Annotated in this window: 16 protein-coding genes and 2 pseudogenes; 9 read left to right on the top strand and 9 right to left on the bottom strand. The window is 65.1% G+C overall.

Annotation, left to right across the window (positions count from 1 at the left end):
• The 3 genes and pseudogenes from AC1DRE_RS24910 to AC1DRE_RS24900 form a co-directional block, all read left to right on the top strand.
• A pseudogene (locus AC1DRE_RS24910) lies at positions 1-252 on the top strand (lipoyl synthase); the annotation flags it as partial.
• 89 nt (positions 253-341) lie between these two features.
• Positions 342-1106 carry a DUF4191 domain-containing protein gene (locus AC1DRE_RS24905; protein ID WP_476987139.1) on the top strand — a complete coding sequence of 255 codons (765 nt, stop codon included), beginning with the start codon at positions 342-344 and terminating at the stop codon, positions 1104-1106.
• 106 nt (positions 1107-1212) lie between these two features.
• Positions 1213-1575: a DUF3817 domain-containing protein gene (locus AC1DRE_RS24900; protein ID WP_476987138.1), complete on the top strand. Its 363-nt coding sequence runs from the start codon at positions 1213-1215 to the stop codon at positions 1573-1575.
• Positions 1576-1599: 24 nt separating this feature from the next.
• Here the strand turns inward: AC1DRE_RS24900 and AC1DRE_RS24895 are convergent, their stop codons facing one another.
• Positions 1600-2037 carry an RDD family protein gene (locus tag AC1DRE_RS24895; protein ID WP_476987137.1) on the bottom strand — a complete coding sequence of 146 codons (438 nt, stop codon included), beginning with the start codon at positions 2035-2037 and terminating at the stop codon, positions 1600-1602.
• A gap of 297 nt (positions 2038-2334) precedes the next feature.
• Between AC1DRE_RS24895 and glnA (AC1DRE_RS24890) the strand changes: the two genes are divergently transcribed.
• Positions 2335-3759 (top strand): type I glutamate--ammonia ligase, encoded by a 1425-nt coding sequence (glnA, locus tag AC1DRE_RS24890; RefSeq protein ID WP_104175526.1) that lies wholly within the window; start codon positions 2335-2337, stop codon positions 3757-3759.
• 177 nt (positions 3760-3936) lie between these two features.
• Here glnA (AC1DRE_RS24890) and AC1DRE_RS24885 read toward each other — a convergent pair whose 3' ends face one another.
• The 5 genes from AC1DRE_RS24885 to glnA (AC1DRE_RS24865) form a co-directional block, all read right to left on the bottom strand.
• The gene (locus tag AC1DRE_RS24885; RefSeq protein ID WP_476987136.1) at positions 3937-5748 is read right to left on the bottom strand and encodes an S-layer homology domain-containing protein; all 1812 of its coding nucleotides are present in this window, start codon (positions 5746-5748) and stop codon (positions 3937-3939) included.
• A 471-nt stretch (positions 5749-6219) separates the two neighbouring features.
• Entirely contained in the window at positions 6220-6735 is a 516-nt protein-coding gene (locus tag AC1DRE_RS24880; RefSeq protein ID WP_476987135.1) for a GNAT family N-acetyltransferase, read from the bottom strand.
• 100 nt (positions 6736-6835) lie between these two features.
• Positions 6836-7255, bottom strand: a complete 420-nt coding sequence (locus AC1DRE_RS24875) for a VOC family protein (protein WP_364128676.1) — start codon at positions 7253-7255, stop codon at positions 6836-6838.
• A 74-nt stretch (positions 7256-7329) separates the two neighbouring features.
• Positions 7330-10341: a bifunctional [glutamine synthetase] adenylyltransferase/[glutamine synthetase]-adenylyl-L-tyrosine phosphorylase gene (locus AC1DRE_RS24870; RefSeq protein ID WP_476987134.1), complete on the bottom strand. Its 3012-nt coding sequence runs from the start codon at positions 10339-10341 to the stop codon at positions 7330-7332.
• Positions 10342-10350: 9 nt separating this feature from the next.
• Entirely contained in the window at positions 10351-11691 is a 1341-nt protein-coding gene (gene glnA / locus AC1DRE_RS24865) for a type I glutamate--ammonia ligase (protein ID WP_104175506.1), read from the bottom strand.
• Between the two features lie 289 nt (positions 11692-11980).
• On the opposite strand from glnA (AC1DRE_RS24865), the gene panB reads away from it, so the two are divergent.
• Positions 11981-12886, top strand: a complete 906-nt coding sequence (panB, locus tag AC1DRE_RS24860; RefSeq protein WP_476987133.1) for a 3-methyl-2-oxobutanoate hydroxymethyltransferase — start codon at positions 11981-11983, stop codon at positions 12884-12886.
• A gap of 63 nt (positions 12887-12949) precedes the next feature.
• On the opposite strand, the gene AC1DRE_RS24855 is transcribed toward panB, so the two are convergent.
• Positions 12950-13114: an SPOR domain-containing protein gene (locus tag AC1DRE_RS24855; protein ID WP_146072382.1), complete on the bottom strand. Its 165-nt coding sequence runs from the start codon at positions 13112-13114 to the stop codon at positions 12950-12952.
• A 125-nt stretch (positions 13115-13239) separates the two neighbouring features.
• Here AC1DRE_RS24855 and map point away from each other — a divergent pair, with 125 nt between their 5' ends.
• The 3 genes from map (at position 13240) to AC1DRE_RS24840 (ending at position 15771) form a co-directional block, all read left to right on the top strand.
• Positions 13240-14118 carry a type I methionyl aminopeptidase gene (gene map, locus AC1DRE_RS24850; protein ID WP_476987132.1) on the top strand — a complete coding sequence of 293 codons (879 nt, stop codon included), beginning with the start codon at positions 13240-13242 and terminating at the stop codon, positions 14116-14118.
• Positions 14119-14192: 74 nt separating this feature from the next.
• Entirely contained in the window at positions 14193-14996 is an 804-nt protein-coding gene (ppgK, locus tag AC1DRE_RS24845; protein ID WP_476987131.1) for a polyphosphate--glucose phosphotransferase, read from the top strand.
• 16 nt (positions 14997-15012) lie between these two features.
• Positions 15013-15771, top strand: coding sequence for an SDR family oxidoreductase (locus AC1DRE_RS24840; protein WP_476987130.1), 759 nt, complete (start codon positions 15013-15015; stop codon positions 15769-15771).
• A gap of 70 nt (positions 15772-15841) precedes the next feature.
• Here AC1DRE_RS24840 and nrdR read toward each other — a convergent pair whose 3' ends face one another.
• On the bottom strand, positions 15842-16336 hold the full coding sequence (gene nrdR, locus AC1DRE_RS24835) for a transcriptional regulator NrdR (RefSeq protein ID WP_476987129.1): 495 nt from the start codon (positions 16334-16336) through the stop codon (positions 15842-15844).
• Positions 16337-16445: 109 nt separating this feature from the next.
• On the bottom strand, positions 16446-17822 hold the full coding sequence (gene hisD / locus AC1DRE_RS24830) for a histidinol dehydrogenase (RefSeq protein ID WP_476987128.1): 1377 nt from the start codon (positions 17820-17822) through the stop codon (positions 16446-16448).
• Between the two features lie 207 nt (positions 17823-18029).
• Between hisD and AC1DRE_RS24825 the strand changes: the two are divergent.
• Positions 18030-18170 (top strand): annotated as a pseudogene (locus AC1DRE_RS24825) (IS481 family transposase); the annotation flags it as partial.

Below are 18170 nucleotides of genomic sequence, written 5' to 3'. Positions count from 1 at the left end.
TCCGAACGCCACCTCCCGGTGGACCGCTGGGTCAAGCCCCAGGAATTCGTCGACCTCGCCACCGAGGCCGAGGAAATCGGCTTCCTCGGCGTCATGTCCGGCCCGCTCGTCCGGTCCTCCTACCGCGCCGGACGCCTCTGGGCCACCGCAATGCGCAAAAAGGGCTGGGAAATCCCCGCAGAACTCGCCCACATCGAAAGCTCAGGCACCACCCGCCAGGAAGCCAGCTCCCTGATCGCAGCGCACTCCTAGGACCTTTCGTAACAAACGTGCCCGAGGGCCGGAACCGGAGCACTCCGGCGTCCGGCCCTCAGGCATAAATCACGTAGAATTAAGGCACTATGGCGAATTCCCCTGATTCCAGCAATCCGACTCCGGCAGCCTCCGACGCTCCGAAGCGTGGCCTCTTCTCTCGCAAGCCGAAGGAAGCCAAGGTCAAAAAGCCCAGCAGGCTGAAGCAGATCAACGAAGTCTTCCAGATGACCCGGCGCCATGATCCCATGGTGCTCTGGCTCATGCTGCTGTCCTTCCTGGGCGTCGTGGCTGTCAGTTTCCTGGTCGGCTACCTGCTCGAAAACTGGATCACGGGCCTGATCATCGGTATCCCGCTTGGTCTTCTTGCCGCCACCCTGATCCTCTCCCGCAGGGCTGAGCGGGCCGCGTTTGCCCAGATCGAGAACCAGCCCGGCGCCTCCGGCGCAGCCCTCGGCACCCTGAAGCGCGGCTGGATCACCGAAGACCAGCCCGTTGCCGTCAATCCCCGCACCCAGGACGCCGTCTTCCGCGCCATCGGCCGTCCCGGCGTCGTCCTGGTCAGCGAAGGCCCCACGCACCGTGTCAGGCCGTTGGTCGATGCGGAACGCAAGCGCCTGGCGCGCATCCTGCCCAACGTCACCGTGCACGTCATCGAGACGGGCCGCGGTGAAGGCCAGGTTCCCCTCAGCCAGGTCGCCAAGAAGATGAACAAGCTGGACAAGGAACTCACCAAGCTCGAAGTGAGCGCTGTGTCCAAGCGCATCTCCTCGCTGGGAAACCGCCTGCCCATCCCCAAGGGCATCGACCCCTACAAAGCCCGGCCGGACCGCAAAGCTGCCCGCGGCCGCTAACAGCACCGTCAACGCCCCGGCGTCCGGCCATCCGGCCGGCAACCGGGGCGTTTGCTTTGGGCCAACCACCACCGCCGACCACTGTCACGAGCGAAAACGGAGAACCGTGAAACTGCCCTCGAAACCAGCCGTCATCCGCCTCTTCCGGATACTCGCCATAGCCGAAGCGTTCAGCTGGGCAGCCCTCCTGACCGGAATGTACTTCAAGTGGGTGGCCCGGACCTCGGAGCTGGGCGTGGAGATTGCCGGACCGGTTCACGGGGCCCTGTTCATCGCCTACGGAGTGGCGGCATTGGCTCTCTGGCGGCTGCAGCGGTGGCCGTTCCTGGTGGCGTTCCTCGCCGGGCTCTCCGCAGTGTTCCCGTTCGCCACCGTCCTGTTCGAACGCTGGGCGGGCAAGCACGGGTATCTGACCCCGGCCGGCATTGGACACTCCGCCGCCCCAGAGCGCGAGACCGCCAACGTCTGACCCGCTGCGGTCCACCCGGCCTGACTACAGCCGGATGAGGATGGTGTTCATCGCCTTGTCGTGCAGGCCCCGGTGATCCGGGTCAAAGATGACCGCCGGGATGACCAGGCACAGGAGCACGGTGCGGACGAGCGCGGCCAGCGGTCCTGCCGGAGCGCCGCCCAGGCGGACAACATGGATTCCAGCGAGGCGGTGGCCGATGCTGTAGCCCAGGGTTCCGAGGAGCAGGATCTGTTCGGCCGCAAACACGGCCAGCGTTGCCCACGGGTCGCCGCCGAAGGCGAAATTGCTGATCAGGAGCGCCAGGCCCCAGTCGACGCAGATGGCAAGGATCCGCCGCCCCGCCCGGGCCATGGAGCCGGGTCCCGCCTCGGGCAGGCCGAGTCGCTCCCCGGGATATTTGGAAATGCCGGACGTGTCCGGCCCACTGAGCCACGAGCCTATGTCTTTGCGATCAACCACGTATCAAGACTATCTTCTGCAGGAAGACCACCAGGATGACCGCTGTGAAGTTCCGGGTGAAGTTCACACTATGGATGCGGATAGACCACAGTGTGGACACCGTATAGCGTTTACATATCAGGCGGTTATGTAACCTGCCGGAAACAAAGCGGACACGGACGGGAAACCCCGTGTCCCTAGGGTGGTAACAGTTGCTAGCGAGCTGGGAGCGGGGGCACTTTTGTGTTTTCGCGCCGTCGGATTGCGCTGGACCATATGGCTTTCAAGCCAGTTATTACATATGCGTAAGGAGCATAGATGTTCAAGACTGCGGACGAAGTCCTCAAGTTCATCAAGGACGAAGATATTAAATTCGTCGATATCCGCTTCACCGATCTCCCTGGCGTGCAGCAGCACTTCAACGTGCCGGCAAAGAGCGTTGATGCAGACTTCTTCATCAATGGCCAGCTCTTCGACGGTTCCTCCATCCGCGGTTTCCAGGGCATCGCTGAGTCCGACATGCAGCTCATCCCGGATGTCACCACGGCGTTCCTGGACACGTTCCGCATGGAGAAGACCCTCGCGCTGAACTTCTCCATCGTGAACCCCCGCACAGGTGACCCGTACCACCGCGACCCCCGCGGCGTGGCCGAGAAGGCTGAAGCCTACCTCGCGTCCACCGGCATTGCGGACACCGCATTCTTCGCACCCGAGGCCGAGTTCTTCGTGTTCGACAACGTCCAGTACCAGTCCTCCCCGCAGGGCAGCTTCTACAAGATCGACTCGGAAGAAGCGCACTGGAACACCGGCCGCGAAGAAGAAGGCGGAAACCTCGGCTACAAGACCCCCGTCAAGGGCGGCTACTTCCCGGTTTCCCCCACGGACAAGCAGGCCGACCTGCGCGACGCCATGTGTGTTGCCCTGGACGAGGCCGGCCTTGAGGTTGAGCGCAGCCACCACGAGGTCGGTTCCGCCGGCCAGGCTGAAATCAACTACAAGTTCACCACGCTGACCCACGCTGCTGATGACCTGCAGAAGTTCAAGTACGTCATCAAGAACACCGCTGACGCCTGGGGCAAGTCGGTCACCTTCATGCCGAAGCCCGTCTTCGGCGACAACGGCTCCGGCATGCACTGCCACCAGTCGCTGTGGAACGGCGGCGAGCCGCTGTTCTACGACGAGAAGGGTTACGCCGGCCTGTCCGACATGGCCCGCTGGTACATCGGCGGCCTGCTGAAGCACTCCTCCGCCGTGCTCGCGTTCACCAACCCGACGGTTAACTCCTACCGCCGCCTGGTCAAGGGCTTCGAAGCTCCGGTCAACATGGTTTACTCGCAGGGCAACCGCTCCGCCGGTATCCGTATCCCCATCACGGGTTCCAACCCGAAGGCCAAGCGCATCGAGTTCCGCGCTCCGGACCCCTCCTCGAACCCGTACCTGGCATTCGCTGCCCAGCTGATGGCCGGCATTGACGGCATCCGCAACCGCATCGAACCGCCGGCCCCCATCGACAAGGACCTCTACGAGCTCCCCGCCGAGGAAGCCAAGGACATCCCCAAGGCTCCGGGCACCCTCGAAGAGGCCCTGGACGCACTGGCCGAGGACAACGAGTTCCTGCAGGCCGGCGGCGTGTTCACCCAGGACCTGATCGACACCTGGATCGAGTACAAGTACGAGAACGAGATCAAGCCGCTCTCTCTGCGCCCGAACCCCTACGAGTTCGAGCTCTACTACGGCGTCTAGTCAGACCCCCGGCCTAAACCGCGTTTAGTCCGCAGAAAGCCCGCATCTGCTGCTTCGATAGCAGATGCGGGCTTTTCTGTGTCACAGGTGGGAGGCCCCGGACCCGGCAATGGCGGAGGCGGTCACAGGTGTGTACCTATGACCGCCCCCGTCCCCTTCCGGCTATGGCGGGCCGGGTCAGGCCACGCAGCCGCCCTTGGCTGCCACGTAACTGTCGAGACGGTAGATGAAAGCGGCCATCTGCTCGCGGGTAACAGCGTCGGCCGGCCGGTAGGTGCCGTCGGCCCAGCCGGTTGAGATTTCGGCGGACTTCATCCAGGAAATCTCCCGGTAGAAGCCGCTCGCAGGCGTCATGTCAACGAAGGGGGAAACGGCGGGCGCAGCGACGTCCGCGTCTGAAATGCGGCAGAGCTTCCCCGCGTAGCGGTTGATGAACGCTGACATTGCCTCGCGGGTGATCGATTCATAAGGCCGGTAGGTTTTGTCCGCCCAGCCCGTGGAAAGTCCGGTGGAGTTCATCCACGCAATCTGAAGGTAGAAACCGTGGGAGGTCGGAACGTCGTCAAACGGTGATACGGCCGGCGGCGTGAAGTCCGGGCTACCCGCAAGCCGGTACATAAACGCAGCCATTGCCTCCCGGGACATCGTGGTGAACGGCCTGAAGGTACCGTCGGCCCAGCCGGTGGACAACTTTTGGTAGTACATCCAGTCGATCTGGGTCTGGAATGCGGACTGATACGCGTCAACGAACGGCGAGGCGTTGATGGTGACGCCCGCTGACGTGCTGGTCACGTAGTCGACCGTCACCCTCGTGCCTGTATAGGTGGTGAAGGTCTGGCCCGCCTGCCAGGTCTGGTTGGTCGCGTAGTAGCCCGGGAAAGGAAGGGTAGACGGCATGAGAATCAGTGAACTGGCGGCGGTGGCTCCTCCTGACTGGACAATCTTGACGCCCCTGTTGCCGTTGACGGCGGTCGATGTGTCGTAGCCGACAGGCAGGCGCAGTTCCAGGTAGTAGACCTCCTTGCTCTTCGGATCGGTGAACTTCACTGCGCGGTTGGCCTCGCTTCCGGCCCAGGCCTTCAGCGTGTATTTCGTGATTCCCGAAACCAGGCCGGCATTGAGGATCTCATCACCTCGGCCGAATCCCCCGCGGTCCCAGAAGCTGGAGCTGATGGCCGGAATGCTGTACTGCGCCGCGCCCATCAGATCGGTCGTATCGCCATACTCGCGGATACTGCAGGATGTGTCGGCAAATCCCCCCGTGAGACTGGGGCCGACGTCGGCGATGCCGCTGCCGCATTGCAGGCTGTCGGCGTGCATGAGGCCGAGGACGTGTCCGAATTCATGGGCCACCACGTTGTTGGTGAACTTGCTGGGCAGGGGCATCAGAATACGCCCGCTCGTGCCGTCACTGCTTGCCCCGAAGCCCAGGGCGCCCCACGAAAGAGTGGGCACAGGGACGTAGATCACCAAAGCGGTGTAGGGACTGCTGACCCAGCCCAGTTCGCGGGTCACCGTGTTGGTGATCGTATAGTAATCCTGGCCGGAGGTCGCCGAGGACTTGAAGCCCGTCCGGACGGAGGCAACCGACATGGAAAGCCTGTTGTTGGACATGGCCTTCCAGTAGTTGCTCGAAGCTGTGATGCCGTTTTGGGCCGCATCCAGGGAAATCCCGCTGGTGTCCGCGGCGCTCTTGTCCGCCAATTGAACCGTTACCAGGGCCACCTTGATGTCCCCGGTCCTGGTGAGGCCGGCGGCGCCTTGGAGTTCCAGGGCCTCGGTGCCGAGTTCCTGGCCCTTCGGCAGGGGGGCAACGGCCGTTTCCGAAGCGTGGGCGGCGTGCGGGGTCCCTTCGACCTCCTCGACAGTGACGTTCCCGGGTGAAGGTGCCGTGGCGGCCATGGTTGGTGAAGCCGGCAGGTATGCCAGCACGGCCGACGAAAGAAGCAAGGCAGCAACGAGGGCGGCGGATCGCTGAAAGAGAGGCATGGTGACTTTCGTGATGAAGGGCTTAGGCAACCTGGGAGGACCGCCCTGCAGGGGGTCTCCCATTTCCGGTGCCGTCCGTGCACCTGCCGAAATCCCGGAAACGTTTCGGCATTGCCAGCGCGCGAAGCAGCTGGATTCACGGACCTGTGGAGGCTAGGTGCCGGCGCCCCGCATGGTGGCGGACCGGAGGCGGGAAGGGAATGTGGCGCCCCGGGCGCTGATCGAGCCGACTGTGCCGAATACCACGAAGGCGAGTGCGAACCGGCGGGGTGAAACGCGCGTGGAGGAGTCAGCTGATGGGCCCGCTCCGCTATTTTGTGCGCGTGACATTTACTGCTCCCCATATCACAGATGCATTCAGGATGCACTAAAGATAGCATGTGCCCCTCCAGTCACAGCAACCCCATGGAGCACACCCGTATGCGGGCGGGAAAGAATCAGCCTGCCGGCCGGTGGAACGGAAGTGCCCGCTCAGAACGCCCGGTACATGGTCCGCTGCGGTCCGGCGTCGCCGCCGAGGTACTGACCGCGGTCCTCGAAGCCGGCCTTCCGGTACGCGGCCTGCCCGGCCGGGTTGCGTTCATTCACGGACAGCACGACGCCGGTCTCTCCCCCGCCCAGCCGGACAGTGAGTCTGGCCGCTTCACGGACGGCAGCCGCAGCCGCCTGGGTGCCAAGCCCCCGGCCCTGGCGGGTGCGGTCGATGAGGAAGCCCCGCAACAGCCAGACGGAGTCGTCGTCGTCCCACCCCGCCAGGGACGCCGCACCGCGTTGAAGCGTGAACACACCGACGGCTTCTCCGCCGGCGTCCACCACATAGGGAAACCGTGAGTCCTCTTCCAGCGCTATGAGCATCATGCGCAGCGGATCCCCCGCGAAGTCCTGCTGGCCTTCCGCGAGTCCCAGTTCGGCGACTTCGCCGAGTTTGACGGCTTTGGCGTCGTCGTCGAGACTCTTCAGGGCGATGAGCCACACGGAATCAGGCATGGACTGAGCCTACCCAGAAACCACGACGCCGGCCGTCACCTGGGAAGGTGGCAGCCGGCGTCGTGCTTTGGGCCAGTAGTGGGTGGTTGGCGTGCCGGGGTTACGGCGCCTGAGCGTCAGCAGGCGGTCCGGCAGGGTCCATCCAGAAGACCTCCCAGAGATGGCCGTCCGGGTCCTGGAAGCTGTGGTTGTACATAAACCCGTAGTCCTGGGCTTCCTGCGCAGGGGTGCCTCCAGAGGTCAGGGCCTTCCGGATCGTGTCGTCAACGGCTTCGCGGCTGTCAACGGAGAATGCCACGATTGCTTCGGCGGTGCCGCCGGTGTCCGCTATGCCCTTGGAAATGAACGTCTTGAAATAGCCTTCCACCAGCAGCATGACGTAGGCGCCGTCATTAACGATCATGCAGGTGGCGTTTTCGTCGGTGAAATCGGGGTTGAAGGAAAAGCCGAGCGCAGTGAAGAACTCGACCGACCTGTTCAGGTCTTTGACGGGAAGATTCAGAAAGAGTTGCGTGGCCATGCGCTCAAACTAACATCGGCGCCCGTTGCCTGTCAGCCCCCGGGCACCCCGGCGCAACGCGCCTCGAGGCAGGGCTACTGGCCGTAAAAAACCCGTTCGAAAACCGCGCGGGCCCGCCTGCTGAGCCTCAGGTAGTCCTCTTCGAGTGCTGCCGCGTTGCCCGGCGGGTAGCCGCACCAGCGGGCCACGGCTTCCAGGTCCCGGCGGGAGGACGGCAGGACGTCGGAGGCGCGGCCCGTCCAGATGACATTGGCTGATCTGATGCGGCTCGCCAGCCGCCAGGCCTGCAGCAGCAGCGCGGCCTCGTCCGGCTCCAGGAAGCCCAGTGACGCTGCCGCTTCCAGAGCCGGCACAGTGGATGTTGTCCGCAGTTCCGGGTGCTTTCCCGCATGCTGCAGCTGCAACAGCTGCACGAGCCACTCGACGTCGCTCAGGCCGCCGCGGCCCAGCTTGAGGTGCCGTGCGGAGTCCGCTCCCCGGGGCAGGCGCTCTGATTCGACCCTGGCCTTGACTCGCCGTATCTCCCGGACATCCTTCTCCGACAGTTCCACCGGATATCGGATCGGATCGATCAGCTCCACGAAATCGTCAGCCAGCTCGTCGTCCCCTGCGATGGGCAGTGCACGCAGCAGTGCCTGCGCTTCCCAGACGAGCGACCATCTGCGGTAATACTCCGCGTACGAATCCAGGGAACGGACCATGGCGCCGCTTTTGCCTTCGGGGCGCAGATCGGCGTCCACCATCAAGACACGCTCGGCGAGAATGGCCGGCTTCAGCGGCTGGGTCAGCAGGGTCGAAATGTGGCCCACGATCTGGGCGGCCTGGTTCTGCGCCTCTTCGTCGGGTACGCCGGGCAGGCCGCGGTACACGTACATCACGTCCGCATCCGAGCCGTAGCCGATCTCGCGGCCGCCCTGCCGGCCCATGGCAACCACGAGGACGCTTGTCTTCAGCGGGCCCGATGCCGCCACGATTCCTTCGGCCACGCGCAGGGCGCCCAGGACGGCGGCGCGGTCCGTGTCTGCGAGGGCCGCCCCTACCTGATCCTGGTCCAGCAGGCCGGCACTGTCAGCAATGGCGACCCTGAGGATTTCCCGCCGCCGGATCAGCCGGATGAGGCGCATGGCGCTTTCCGGGTTCTCGTGCCGCGACATTTTCGACGTGATTTCCAGCCACTGGGCCTCGAATTCCAGCGGGGCCAGGTCCTTGTCCGTCCCCAGCCAGGCCACGGATTCCGGGGAGACCTCAAGGAGGTCGGCGATCAGCCGGGAGTTGGAGAGCACATGGCAAAGCCGCTCGGCGGCGGCCGTCGAGTCCCGCAGCATTCCCAGATACCAGTGTGTTGTTCCGAGCGCCTCGCTGACGCGGCGGAAACCCAGGAGGCCGGCGTCGGGGTCAACCCCGTCGGCGAGCCACCCCAGCAGGATGGGTAGGAGCTGGCGCTGCAGCGCCGCCCGCCGGCTTACTCCGGCGGTGAGCGCCTCGATGTGCCGCATGGCTCCCTGCGGATCCAGGTAGCCCAGGGCGGCCAGCCGGCCCTGGGCGGCCTCCGGGGTCAGGCGTGCATCTTCGCTGCTTAGCTTTGCTGCGGTGTTCAGCAGGGGCCGGTAAAAAATGCGCTCGTGCAGTTCACGGACGGACCGCTTTGTCTTCTGCCAGGCTGCCAGCAGCGCATCGGGGTGCGGCCGTTCGCGTGCGAACGGGCCCAGCACTGCCTTCGCGAGGGCACGCAGGGCCTCGTCCCTGACCGGCATGAGGTGCGTGCGCCGCAGCTGGAAGAGCTGGATCCTGTGCTCCAGGAGCCGCAGGTACCGGTAGGCATGGTCGAATTCCCCGGCGTCCGTCCGTCCGATGTAGCCGCCGGCTGAGAGTGCGGCAATCGCCGAGGTGGTGTCGCGGTGGCGCAGGGATTCGTCGGCCTTTCCGTGCACCAGCTGCAACAGCTGCACGGTGAATTCGACGTCCCGCAGGCCGCCGCGGCCCAGCTTGATCTGCCGCTGTTCCTCGTCCGCGGGAATGTTGTCCGTGACCCGGCGGCGCATGGCCTGCACCGATTCCACGAATCCTTCCCGGTTTGCCGAACCCCAGATCAGGGGCAGGACGGCGGCCTCGTACCGGGCGCCCAGTTCTGCGTCGCCGGCGATGGTCCGGGCTTTCAGGAGTGCCTGGAACTCCCAGCTTTCAGCCCACCGTGCGTAGTAGCTCTGATGGGACGCCAGGGTCCGCACCAGCGGTCCGGACTTGCCCTCGGGCCGCAGGTTCGCATCCACTTCCCACAGGCCGGGTTCCCGGCCGATCGACATGATGGCCCGGGAGATACCGGTGGCGAGGGACGTACCGATGGTGTTGGCGCGGGCATCATCCAGCTCGTCCGCTTCGATCACGTAGATGACGTCGACGTCGGAAATGTAGTTAAGTTCGCGGGCACCGCACTTGCCCATGCCGATGACGGCCAGGCCGACGTCGGCGACCTCCGACGCCGAGAACTGCTCCCCCGCTTCGGCGCGGGAGACGGCCAGCGCCGCCTCGATCGCCGCTCCGGCGAGGTCCGCCAGTTCGGCACCCGCCGCGGGCATGAAATCCAGGGGATCAGCGGCACACAGGTCCTTGACGGCCAGGTCCACCACCCCGCGCCGGTAAGCGGTCCGCAGCGCCGCATAGGCGTCCGGACCGGACAGCGCGGCCACTGGCCTGCGCGCCTTCGGGTCGGCCTGCACGGACCTCAGGAGGCGCGCGCGGAGTTCCGCGGCGTCGGCAGGGACGGGCTCGGGGCTTGCCACTACGTCGAAGGCGTCCAGGTGTTCCGGATGGCGGATGAGGAATTCACCCAGGGCCTCAGAGGCCCCCAGCACCCGGTACAGCGGCTCGCTCGTATCGATGTCCGCCGCCGCGAGCTTCCGAAGGTCGGGATGCTTTTCGATCAGACGCACCAGCGACTGCAGCGCCGTGTCCGGGCTGGCGGCCAGGTGGAAGCCCGCGAACAGTGCCTCCTGGTCGATTCCTTCCAGTTCGCGGGCAGCGAGGAACCGCTCCCCCTTTTCCAGGTCGCTGAAACCGGCGGAGATGAGGCGACGGGCAAGGCTCACCGCGGCCGCCTAGAGGATGCCGAGATTACGCTGCAGCTCGTAGGGCGTGACCTGGAGACGGTAGTCCTGCCATTCGGCACGCTTGTTGCGCAGGAAGTACTCAAAGACCTGCTCACCGAGGATTTGCGGCATGAGTTCGGAATCCTCCATGGCCCGGATGGCGTCGTGCAGGCTTGCGGGCAGCGGATCGTGGCCCATGGCGCGGCGCTCGGCCGAGCTCAGCGACCAGATGTCATCTTCGGCTGCGGCGGGGATTTCGTAGCCTTCTTCGATGCCCTTGAGCCCGGCGCCAAGCAGCACGGCGTAGGCGAGGTAGGGGTTGGCTGCGGAGTCGATGCCGCGGTACTCGATGCGGGCGGACTGGCCCTTGCCCGGCTTGTACAGCGGGACGCGGACCAGGGCGGAGCGGTTGTTGTGGCCCCAGCTCAGGTAGCTCGGGGCTTCGCCGCCGCCCCAGAGCCGCTTGTAGGAGTTCACGAACTGGTTGGTCACGGCCGTGAATTCGGGGGCGTGCTTGAGGATGCCGGCGATGAACTGCTTGGCCGTCTTGGACAGCTGGAACTCCGCACCGGCTTCGTAGAAGGCGTTGGTGTCGCCTTCAAAGAGCGAGAAGTGCGTGTGCATGCCGGAGCCGGGGTGGGCCGTGAACGGCTTGGGCATGAAGGTGGCGTACGTGCCCTGCTGCAGCGCCACTTCCTTGATGACGGTGCGGAACGTCATGATGTTGTCCGCGGTCTGCAGGGCGTCGGCGTACCGGAGGTCGATCTCGTTCTGGCCGGGACCGGCTTCATGGTGGCTGAACTCCACGGAGATGCCCACGGACTCCAGCATGGTGACTGCGGTGCGCCGGAAATCCTGCGCGACGCCGCCCGGGACGTGGTCGAAGTAGCCGCCCTCGTCCACGGGGATGGGCGAACCGTCCGGACCGGGCTCCTGCGACTTCAGCAGGTAGAACTCGATCTCGGGATGCGTGTAGCAGGTAAAGCCCATGTCCGCGGCTTTTGCCAGGGTGCGCTTGAGCACGTTGCGGGGGTCGGCGGCCGAGGGCTCGCCGTCCGGCGTCAGAATGTCGCAGTACATACGCGAGGTCTGTTCCGTTTCCCCGCGCCACGGCAGGATCTGGAACGTCGAGGGATCCGGCTGCGCCAGCATGTCCGATTCGAACACGCGGGCCAGGCCCTCAATCGCGGAGCCGTCAAAGCCCAGGCCCTCCTCGAAGGCACCCTCGACTTCGGCAGGGGCAAGCGCAACAGACTTGAGTGAACCCACGACATCCGTGAACCACAGACGCACGAACCGCACGTCGCGCTCTTCGATCGTCCGCAGGACAAACTCTTGCTGGCGGTCCATTATGGCCTCTTCTCCGGATCAACTTTTTGAAGCCCCGGGTCCGTATTCCTTAGAGCCGGCGGCAGCTCACGATTCACTTTACTAAGCATTTCCGCTGAATGTTGGAGCCGGAGGTCCGCGTAACACAGCGTTAACACGAGCAGTGTCCCGTAGCACCGGGCAATTGCCCCGTACCGGCACCTCAGGACGGCGCGAGGGAGCCGTCAGCTCACCACTTTGTGACGCGATTCACCGACAACGGCGGGCCGCCCGGTAGCTAGGACGCACAGTACCGCATTACGCTCTAGCCATGGCCACAAGCAACAGTTCCGATTCCAGCATGTCCGCTGAAGTACCTGCTCCCTACGGCAACGGCCCCGCCCAGCCGGCCGCAACGGCGCCGGCCACCGGCAGGAAGCCGGCGGCCCGAATCCGGACCCACCACCTGCAGCAGGCCAAGGAAAACGGTGAGCACTTTGCGATGCTCACGGCTTACGAGCAGTACACGGCCGAGATCTTCGATGAAGCGGGCATCGAGGTGCTCCTGGTCGGCGACTCCGCCTCCAACAACGTGTTCGGCAACGAAACCAGCCTCCCGGTCACCGTGGACGAGCTGCTGCCGCTATGCCGGGCCGTTGCACGGTCGGCCAAGCGGGCCCTGGTGGTCGCGGACCTTCCCTTTGGAAGCTACGAGGTGTCAGCCGAGCAGGCAGTCGCCACCGGCGTCCGCTTCCTGAAAGAAGGCCTCGCGCATGCCGTGAAGATTGAAGGCGGCAAGTTCTATGCGGACACCGTCCGGGCCATGGTCCAGGCCGGCATTCCGGTCATGGCGCACATCGGCTTCACGCCGCAGAGCGAGCATTCCCTGGGCGGTTACCGGGTCCAGGGCCGCGGCGACGATGCACAGCGGCTAATCGACGACGCCGTGGCCCTCGCTGACGCCGGCGCCTTCAGCGTGCTGATGGAGATGGTTCCGGCCACCACCGCCGCCGCCGTCGACGCTGCAATTTCCGTTCCGACCGTCGGCATCGGTGCCGGCAACACCACCACGGGCCAGGTGTTGGTCTGGCAGGACATGGCCGGGCTTCGCGGCGGCAAGATGGCCAAGTTCGTCAAGCAGTATGCCGACCTGCGCACATCACTGAGCAACGCGGCGAAGGCTTATGGCGACGACGTCCGGACGGGCCAGTTCCCCGGCCCCGAGCACTCGTTCTAGCCGGCCTCCGGCCCCTCAACCCCTATCGGGCAGGCGGTTCGGGGTGCGGGCTGCCAGCGCAGCCTAATCCTCGTCGCCCTTTTCCCAGGCTTCATTGCGTGCCTTGACTTTCTCCAGGGCATGCTCGGCTTCCGCGCGCGTCTTGTACGGTCCGATCAGCTGGGTCCAGTCGGACATGGCGTCTTCTTCCACCTCGTGGGTTTTGACGTTGTACCAGTACTCGGTCATCGCTGCTCCTCGCATTCTGCAGGCTCCCTGCCTGCCGAGAGTGATCCACGTAACGTAAAGCTCCATCGGGTTCCGATGGGACTTTCCGTTACATGGGCTTCCATGCCGCCTTATATGATCAATCTATGCCTTCTCTTGCCTCGACTGCACCCACCGGCACGCTGGTCCCCGGAACCGTCAGCCCGCAGCTGCCGGTCCCGGCATCAATTCCCCGCCCCGAGTACGTGGGCAAGCCCGGTCCGGAGAAGTTCACCGGCTCGGAAGTAAAGTCCGCCGAGACCATCAGGAAGATCAGGGTCGCCAGCCGGATCGCGGCCCAGGCCATCGTGGAGGTCGGCAAACACATCCGGCCCGGCGTCACGACGGACCAGTTGGACAGGATCGGCCACGAGTTCCTGCTTGACCACCACGCGTATCCCTCAACCCTGGGCTACCGGGGCTTCCCCAAATCGCTGTGCTCGTCACTGAACGAAGTGATCTGCCACGGCATACCCGACAGCACCGTGGTCCAGGACGGCGACATCCTGAACATCGACATCACCGCCTTCATCGGCGGCGTCCATGGCGACACCAACTTCACCTTCCTGGTAGGCGACGTCGACGAAGAATCGCGGCTCCTCGTGGAGCGCACCCAGGAATCGCTCAACCGTGCCATCAAAGCTGTTGCTCCAGGGCGCGAAATTAACGTCATCGGCCGCGCCATCCAGTCCTACGCCAAACGTTTCGGCTACGGTGTTGTCCGGGATTTCACCGGCCACGGTGTGGGCGAGGCGTTTCACACCGGCCTGATCATTCCGCATTACGACGCAGCTCCCGCGTACAACACGGTCATGGAAGCGGGCATGGTGTTCACCATTGAACCGATGCTGACGCTGGGAACAGTCGAGTGGGACATGTGGGCTGACGACTGGACCGTGGTGACCCGGGACCGCAAGCGCACGGCCCAGTTCGAGCACACCCTGCTGGTCACCGAGTCCGGCGCCGAGATCCTCACTCTGCCCTGATTTACCGCCGGCCCCACACCGGCACCTTTACCCGCTACGCCCACTGCCCGACACCAGCCACGAACGGAATTACATTGGCCAAGAAGGACGACAAGTCAACCAAGAACGCCCCGCTGATCGGCATTGACATCGGCGGCACCGGAATCAAGGGCGGCATTGTCGACCTCAAGAAGGGCAAGCTCGTTGGGGACCGCTTCCGCGTTCCTACGCCGCAGCCTGCCACGCCGGAGTCCGTTGCCGAAACGGTGGCCTCGGTCGTCGAGGAGCTCAACGCACGGCAGGACGCTCCTGCCCTGGATTCCCCGATCGGCGTCACCTTCCCGGGCATCATCCAGCACGGCGTGGTTCACTCTGCCGCCAACGTGGACAAGTCCTGGCTCAACACGGACATTGACGCCCTGCTGACGAAGCGCCTGGGCCGCCCGGTCGAGGTCATCAACGACGCCGACGCCGCCGGCCTCGCCGAAGCCCGCTACGGCGCCGGAGAGGGCGTCTCGGGCACGGTCCTCGTGATTACGCTCGGAACAGGCATCGGTTCCGCCTTCATCTTCAACGGCAAGCTGGTCCCGAACGCCGAACTCGGACACCTCGAAATTGACGGTTTTGACGCGGAGAGCAAGGCGTCCGCCGTGGCCCGTGAGCGGGACGGCCTGAGCTGGACCGAATACAGCGTGCTCCTGCAGCGCTACTTCTCCCACGTCGAGTTCCTCTTCTCCCCTGAACTGTTCATCGTCGGCGGCGGCATTTCCAAGCGCGCCGACGAGTACCTGCCGCACATGAAACTGCGTACGCCGATTGTGCCGGCCGAACTCAAGAACGACGCCGGGATTGTCGGCGCCGCGATCGAGGTTGCACTGACGCACAAACTGGCCAAATAGGCCGGGCGCCGATTCCGTGGTTGCCGCAGGCAGGGGTGTTGCCATTGTCACCGGGGCAAGCCGGGGAATCGGCGCCGCGATCGCCCTCCGCGCGGCGGAAGCCGGATACGCCGTGCTGGTCAACTACTCTGCCGACGCCGCCGGCGCCGCGTCCGTGGTGCGGGAAATCCGAGGGGGCGGCGGGGATGCGCTGGCCCACCAGGCAGATGTCAGCGATCCGGCAGCCGTTGGACCGATGTTTGACCGGGCCGCCGGCCTGGGCCCCGTTACCGCCGTCATTAATAATGCCGGTATCACGGGCAACCTGATCGGTAATCTCGCGGACGTGCCGGCGGCCACGGTCCGCCGCGTCATGGACGTCAACGTCTCCGGTCTCATCTACGTCTGCCAGGAAGCCGTGCGAAGACTCAGCACCGGCACGGGCGGGCCCGGTGGGTCCATCGTGAACATTTCATCCACTGCCACAAAAGCCGGGTCCCCTGGCACTTGGGCGCACTACGCCGCGTCCAAGGGAGCCGTGGATGTGTTGACCGTCGGTCTGGCCTCGGAGGTCGCCGCGCAGGGAATCCGCGTCAACAGCGTCGCGCCCGGAAGTACCAACACCGGGCTGCACGCGGCGGCGGGAATGCCTGACCGGGTGGAACGCCTGAATCCGACGATTCCCATGGGCCGTGCCGCTGAGCCTGATGAGGTGGCGGCGGCGGTGATGTGGCTGTTGTCAGGCGAAGCCGGCTACGTGACGGGAGCCGTACTGCCTGTTGCCGGCGGCCGCTGACAGCGTCCGTTCCCTGTGGGGGTGGTGCCGGTGGTGGCGTCGGCTTCCCCTCCGCTGCCACCACCGGAGTCTAGAGCGGGCTCTTCTCGGAGTTCTTGCCCTTGGCCTTCGCTTCAACTTCCGCTTCATGGCGAAGGATAGAGATGGCCGTCTCAAAGTCCTCCAGGGATTCGAAGGCCTGGTACACACTCGCAAAGCGGAGGTAGGCGACTTCGTCCAGTTTCTGGAGCGGGCTGAGGATGGCCAGGCCCACCTCGTGGGCGTCGATTTCCGCGGCGCCGGAGGCCCGGATGGTTTCCTCGACCTCCTGCGCCAGCATGGCGAGGTCGTCTTCGGTCACGGGCCGGCCCTGGCACGCTTTCCGGACCCCGTTGATCACTTTGCTCCGGCTAAATGGTTCGCCAACGCCGGAGCGTTTGATGACGGTGAGGCTGGTGGTTTCCACCGTCGTGAACCGGCGGCCGCATTCCGGGCACTGCCGGCGGCGGCGGATGGCGGAACCGTCGTCGGCCATCCGGCTGTCCACGACGCGGGAATCAGGGTTGCGGCAAAACGGACAATACACGTTGTTTCCTTCCCCTGCCGAACTTCGATTGGCCGGAATACATTCTTCCAGCCTCAGTTTACGACTAGATGTAGCTGAATAACAAGCCTGTAATTACTACATGTAGTGGTTAAGCGTCGCCGGCGAACCGTGCCGTCACGGCCTCGCCGTGGGCCGGAAGGTCCTCTGCCCCGGAGAGGCTGACGATGTGCCCGCTGACCTTTTCGAGGGCCGACTTGCTGTAGTTGACCACTTGGATGGCGCGAAGGAACGTGGTGACGTTCAGGCCGGAAGAGAAAGCAGCCGTGCCGCTGGTGGGCAGAACGTGGTTGGAGCCGGCGCAGTAATCCCCCAGGCTCACGGGGCTGTAGTCCCCCACGAAGATCGCTCCCGCGTTGCGGATGCGTGCCGCCACAGCCGGCGCGTCCGCCGTCATGATCTCGAGGTGCTCCGCGGCGTAGGCATCGCAGGCAGCGATTCCCTGTTCCAGGTCGTCAACCAGCACCACGCCCGACTGGGGGCCCGACAAGGCCTCCCGCACCCGGTCGGAGTGCTTGGTGAGTCCCGCCTGCACCTCGAGTTCCGCGCGGACGGCCTCGGCGAGGGCTTCGGAATCGGTGATGAGGACCGACGCCGCCTTCGGGTCGTGTTCAGCCTGGCTGATCAGGTCGGCCGCGACCAGCGACGGACGGGCCCCGCTGTCCGCCAGGATGGCGATTTCCGTGGTGCCGGCCTCGGAATCGATGCCGACCACACCCTTGACGAGCCGCTTGGCCGTGGCCACGAATATGTTGCCCGGCCCGGTCACCACATCCACCGGATCCAGGGCTGCCTCCGGGTCCTCCGCAGGAACACCGTAGGCGAACGCCGCGATGGCCTGGGCGCCTCCGATGGCGTACACCTCCTCGATGCCAAGCAGCGCAGCAGCGGCCAGGATGGTGGGGTGCGGGAGTCCGCCGAAGTCCTTCTGGGGCGGCGACGCCAACGCAATGGATGCAACGCCGGCCGCCAGCGCGGGGACTACGTTCATAATGACCGACGACGGGTAGACCGCCAGGCCGCCGGGGACGTAAAGCCCCACGCGGCCCACCGGCACCCAGTTCTGGCTGACGACGGCGCCTTCGCCCAGTTCGACGTCGATGTTTGCGGGCCGCTGGCTGTCGGCAAACCTGCGTGCGCGGCGGATGGATTCTTCCAGGGCGGCCCGGACTGCGGGATCGAGGTTCTCCAGTGCCGCGCGCAGCGCGGCGGCGGGCACCCTGGGGTGTTCCTGCTCGACGCCGTCGAACGCCTTCGCGAGCTCGCTCAACGCAGCGAAGCCCCGGGTGCGGACCGCGGTGATGATGTCCGTGACCTTCTGCTCGGCGTCCGCCATGGTCTGGTGCCGGGCGCGGGGAACAGCAGCGCGGAGCCCGGCCAGGGAGAGCCGCTGGCCGCGCAAATCAATGGTGCGGTAGCTGATAGCCGTCGTGGTGGTCTGTGCGGGGCTGTCCGGGGAAGTGGTCACCAGCCCATTTTACGTGTCGCGGGCAGAGCTTTGTTCAGTGTTAAGTCCGCGTGGGTCAGGCACCTAACGGGCGGCCCCTCCGCCAATGGGCGAGCTAGCTGTACTGTCCCGGCAGGTTGATGACACGGGGACTGATTTGACGCAATAAGAGGACCTCCGGGTGTTGTGTGGTGCTTGTCGAGAGCAAACACAAACCAGGAGGTCCTCGTGTCCCACCGTAACGCGTTTCTGGCCTATTCGGGGCGTCTGCAGCTGGCCCGCTGCATCGTGGTGGACGGGTGGCCGTTGCGCCGGGCCGCGGAACGGTTCAACGTCTCCGTGCCTACCGCCGTGCGCTGGTCCCGCCGC

The sequence above is a fragment of the Arthrobacter sp. P4_H3 genome, assembly GCF_056400885.1.
Note: the sequence above shows the minus strand (reverse complement) of the source record. Positions and strands in the feature narration are given on the sequence as shown.

Excerpts from the sequence above, each read along its gene's own strand:
- AC1DRE_RS24905 (WP_476987139.1), top strand. The coding sequence starts at position 342 with ATGGCGAATTCCCCTGATTCCAGCAATCCGACTCCGGCAGCCTCCGAC.
- panB (WP_476987133.1), top strand. The coding sequence starts at position 11,981 with ATGGCCACAAGCAACAGTTCCGATTCCAGCATGTCCGCTGAAGTACCT.
- AC1DRE_RS24855 (WP_146072382.1), bottom strand. The coding sequence starts at position 13,114 with ATGACCGAGTACTGGTACAACGTCAAAACCCACGAGGTGGAAGAAGAC.
- map (WP_476987132.1), top strand. The coding sequence starts at position 13,240 with ATGCCTTCTCTTGCCTCGACTGCACCCACCGGCACGCTGGTCCCCGGA.
- AC1DRE_RS24885 (WP_476987136.1), bottom strand. The coding sequence starts at position 5,748 with ATGCCTCTCTTTCAGCGATCCGCCGCCCTCGTTGCTGCCTTGCTTCTT.
- glnA (WP_104175506.1), bottom strand. The coding sequence starts at position 11,691 with ATGGACCGCCAGCAAGAGTTTGTCCTGCGGACGATCGAAGAGCGCGAC.
- AC1DRE_RS24875 (WP_364128676.1), bottom strand. The coding sequence starts at position 7,255 with ATGGCCACGCAACTCTTTCTGAATCTTCCCGTCAAAGACCTGAACAGG.
- glnA (WP_104175526.1), top strand. The coding sequence starts at position 2,335 with ATGTTCAAGACTGCGGACGAAGTCCTCAAGTTCATCAAGGACGAAGAT.
- AC1DRE_RS24880 (WP_476987135.1), bottom strand. The coding sequence starts at position 6,735 with ATGCCTGATTCCGTGTGGCTCATCGCCCTGAAGAGTCTCGACGACGAC.